Annotated in this window: 2 protein-coding genes and 1 CRISPR repeat array; of the genes, one reads left to right on the top strand and one right to left on the bottom strand. The window is 45.1% G+C overall.

The features are described 5' to 3' along the window. Position 1 precedes the first annotated feature (1 nt). Positions 2-1,075: direct repeats of the CRISPR family, unit length 37 nt; unit sequence GTTTCAAAAGCTAATAGAGATTGCTGTGGATTGAAAC. Between the two features lie 445 nt (positions 1,076-1,520). Next, complete coding sequence (locus tag AC3A14_RS21125) at positions 1,521-3,326, top strand: hypothetical protein (protein WP_318737737.1); 1,806 nt, start codon at positions 1,521-1,523, stop codon at positions 3,324-3,326. Positions 3,327-3,360: 34 nt separating this feature from the next. Here AC3A14_RS21125 and AC3A14_RS21120 read toward each other — a convergent pair whose 3' ends face one another. Continuing rightward, positions 3,361-3,945, bottom strand: a complete 585-nt coding sequence (locus AC3A14_RS21120; RefSeq protein WP_318737735.1) for an NADPH-dependent FMN reductase — start codon at positions 3,943-3,945, stop codon at positions 3,361-3,363. Positions 3,946-4,030: the final 85 nt, after the last annotated feature.

The raw sequence follows: 4,030 nt of genomic DNA, 5'->3' as shown, positions 1-4,030 counted from the left end.
GGTTTCAAAAGCTAATAGAGATTGCTGTGGATTGAAACAGATCTGGACTCATCGCCAGAGGAGACGGCCTGAGGTTTCAAAAGCTAATAGAGATTGCTGTGGATTGAAACTCTTTTCGGGCTATTCGTTGTCGCCGAGAGATGGTACGTCAAGTTTCAAAAGCTAATAGAGATTGCTGTGGATTGAAACGAAAGGACGGCTGCTGTTTTCTTGGGCCCTTCTGTCCCCGTTTCAAAAGCTAATAGAGATTGCTGTGGATTGAAACATCCTGCCAAACACTTCTTGATACCTTCGGTAATGTTTCAAAAGCTAATAGAGATTGCTGTGGATTGAAACCGTTCCGATCACCACGCGCTCACTAGAATCAACCTCGTTAGTTTCAAAAGCTAATAGAGATTGCTGTGGATTGAAACGATCGCTATGCGTTTGTTCGCGGCAGCCAAGATATTGTTTCAAAAGCTAATAGAGATTGCTGTGGATTGAAACCTTGTCGGGGTCACTTGTTCCGGGTTAGTTTTTTCGTTTCAAAAGCTAATAGAGATTGCTGTGGATTGAAACGAGCCGTTTGTTGGTGCAGGAGCAGTTCTATTTTCACTTCGTTTCAAAAGCTAATAGAGATTGCTGTGGATTGAAACCACTCACAATACTTTCGGTGCCACCGAGGATTAATTGTTTCAAAAGCTAATAGAGATTGCTGTGGATTGAAACAATTTTAATGTTGTGTCAATCCGATTATGTAATTCGTTTCAAAAGCTAATAGAGATTGCTGTGGATTGAAACCGCTGGTAGCGACTGATGGCGATCAGTCCTTTTTGGTTTCAAAAGCTAATAGAGATTGCTGTGGATTGAAACTTTGGAGATTAAAAAAGTGCCTTGCCCGCGATTTGAGTTTCAAAAGCTAATAGAGATTGCTGTGGATTGAAACTCTCCCGGATTTTCTGGCCGTAGAGGGAAATAGGTAAGTTTCAAAAGCTAATAGAGATTGCTGTGGATTGAAACACACATGACAGAACCGCGAGGAATAGCACCAGGCAAAATGTTTCAAAAGCTAATAGAGATTGCTGTGGATTGAAACAGCTTGCTGTAGAATCCTTATCAGCCATAGCTTTGACACTCAGTTTCCGACACTGAACCCAAAAGATGGCTGAATGAGAGACCTTGATGCTGCCAAAATCGCTGAAACCCTGACTGCATAAGGGCCGACGGTCGATTGAGCAGTTGAGTCGTTAGAAGTCAATCGGGATCGGGGCTGTAGCCTATCTCGGAATCACTTCAACTTAACATCTCCCCTGTGTCGGAATCCTATCAAAAGTTAATAGAGATTGCTGTGAATTAAAGGGCAATCCAAATATTCAATTTTCAAGGTTCAGAAATAACGAATCTCTATTAGAAATCGCTGGTTGATCTCACCAGCAGATTGCGGCTGCCGAAGCTACACCGCCGTATCCCTCGAAACCAGGGAACATCGTAAGATGTTAGGATTTACTATACCACCAAAACGCAAATTTCAACCACGCTTAATGATCTGTAAAGTTAGTGAATTCAAGGCCAATTTTACATTCGACCAGATCGCCATCATCCGTGAATACCAGGAAGGTTTGAGGCGGCTATGGAATTTTGCCCTAGGGCAACTGATCAACGCTGATGAAAATTGGCACTATGACAAGGTGTCTAAAACTTATGTCTCCAAATGTACTCTAGTCCGTCACCAAGTCAAGGATGACCTCTCAAAAACCTGGGTCGCCCATTCCCCCGTCCTTGACGGGCGCTCTCGGTGGATTGTCGCGGCTTGCCAAGCCTACCCCACAGCTACTACAAAAGCAGGTCACCAGAGAATGGCTGATAAAGATCATGTATTTACCCGCGCCGAGGTTAAAGCCTCTGGATGGGTTGGGGGATATGGCTACTCCTGTCCTATCCAACGAGACCATAACTCTGGTCTAATCAGCAATTCAGCCATGAAGGACTCCAAACGAGGTTTAGGCATCCTTGCCAGAGCCAGAGATTTACAAGATCCAACAATTATTACCCCCGATTTGCTCAAAGACTTAGACCGCAAATTAATCCTCAACGTGCAACAAAAGTATCGGATGGGATTACTCGAACAACTAGGGGGAGCTTGGGATAAATATGTCAAAGACCGTTACAGTAAAGAATCCTTACGCCGAGGTAAGCCGAAATTCAAAGGAACGAACACCCCAGTGAACACCATTCGTCACCCCAACCCCAACGCGGGAGGGAAGAAACCCCAATCGGCTGATGCTGTCCGTGCTATTGGGAGCAATCTGCTGAAAATCCCCGGTTTTGGGGATGTCCACCTACCTGGATTGGATAAACGCTGGGGAAAGAGTCGGGTGAAAATTATGCAAATTGTGGAGAAAGCATCCGGTTTTTTTGTGCAACTCACCCGCGAAGAAGTGCCCCGACGAGTGCGAAAGGTGGAACCAAGGGGATATGCAGGCATCGATTGGGGATGGAAAGAGGAGAATTATTGCTCGGTGAGTTGGGTGAATGAGGGGGGAGAAACTCGCAGTCAACAAATCAGTAAACCCCGGTTTTATCGAGAGTCCCAAGAGCAACTGGCAAAAGCGCAGCAGAAATTGGACGAGAAGCTCTACCGTCGTCTGATTCTCTGGATTCATCATCCGGACACTAATCTATTGGATTATGTCTCGGAAGGGGATGCGGATATTCTCAAAACTTGCCGCACGGTTGAGGATTTATGTGCCCATATTGGCGTTGATTTAAATGCCAGTACTATCCAACGCTTGCGCTGGAAACAGTGCGGAGACTCCCAAGGGGTGAAGGGCTGCAAGCAGAAAATTAAACGTATCCACGAAAAAACCAAACGCAGACGGCGATCGCATCAATACCGCATTGCTTCCTATTTAACCACTTATTCGTCGGGTATTGCTGTAGAGGATGGGCTACAGAAGATGGTAGGGAAGACAAAAGCCAAAGCGAAAGAAGACGGGAGCGGATTTGACAAAAATAAAGCATCGGCCGTTACAGGACAAAATAAGAGTAATCGAGACGCGGCGATCGGTCAACAGATTGACTTAATCGACAAGAAAACCCAAGAATTTGGCAAGTCTACCCAGCGCATCAAGTTCGCTGCTGACCTACCCTTATCCCGTATCTGTTGTAAATGCCTAGCCTATGACCCAGAAATGGACATCAGTAAGCCTATCTATCATTGTACCCAGTGTGGGTATGAGGGCGATCGAGATGTTAATTCTTCTGCACTCATTGCCAAGATTGGACGTGAACCCAGTCTACAGAAAACCATTAAACAAAACATCAAGAAAACGCGCAAAAAATCCTAAGTAGGTGCGCAATAGGGTTCGCCCCTACTGTTATCTATTGTAATTTCATTGCCAACTCAGCCAACTTTTTTCCCAGTGCTTGTACCGACTCCTGTTGCCTTTGCTCCTTCAGTTGTCCTTGACTATCAAACTGTTCAAATGCATTGGGAATCGTCTTTTGATCGGGCAAAACCATCACGCCAATATTCTCCAAAATTGCCCGTAAATGCACTAGTCCCCTTAAACCGCCTAATCCTCCAGGGGAGGTATTCATAATTGCGGCCACTTTACCCCGAAAACAACTGAGCGCTAAGGGGAATTCATCGGGTTCGGAACGGGAGAGCCAATCGATGGTATTTTTCAATAATCCGCTAATGGAGCTATTGTATTCTGGAGAGGCAATTAACAAACCGTCGTGAGATTTAAAGAGCTGCTTCAAGGCTAAAACGGACTCTGGAAATCCTTCCTGTTCTTGTAAGTCTTGGTCGTAAATGGGCATTGGGTAATCGCGCAAATCAATAAACGTAACTTCTGCACCCGCATCAGTCGCTCCTTGAGCAGCGATTTTTACCAGTTTTTTATGAAAAGATTCTTGGCGAGTGCTGCCAGCAAAGGCCAGGATTTTAGTGGAGTTCGACATGATTAATTGAGTGAGAAAATAAGTTTAAAACCTCAGTACAGGACAAAAGTGGCAAAGGGAGACAGGAAGAGGGTTTGAGGGAAAT

The organism is Roseofilum sp., from assembly GCF_982964205.1.
This window is presented reverse-complemented; position numbering and strand designations above follow the sequence as displayed.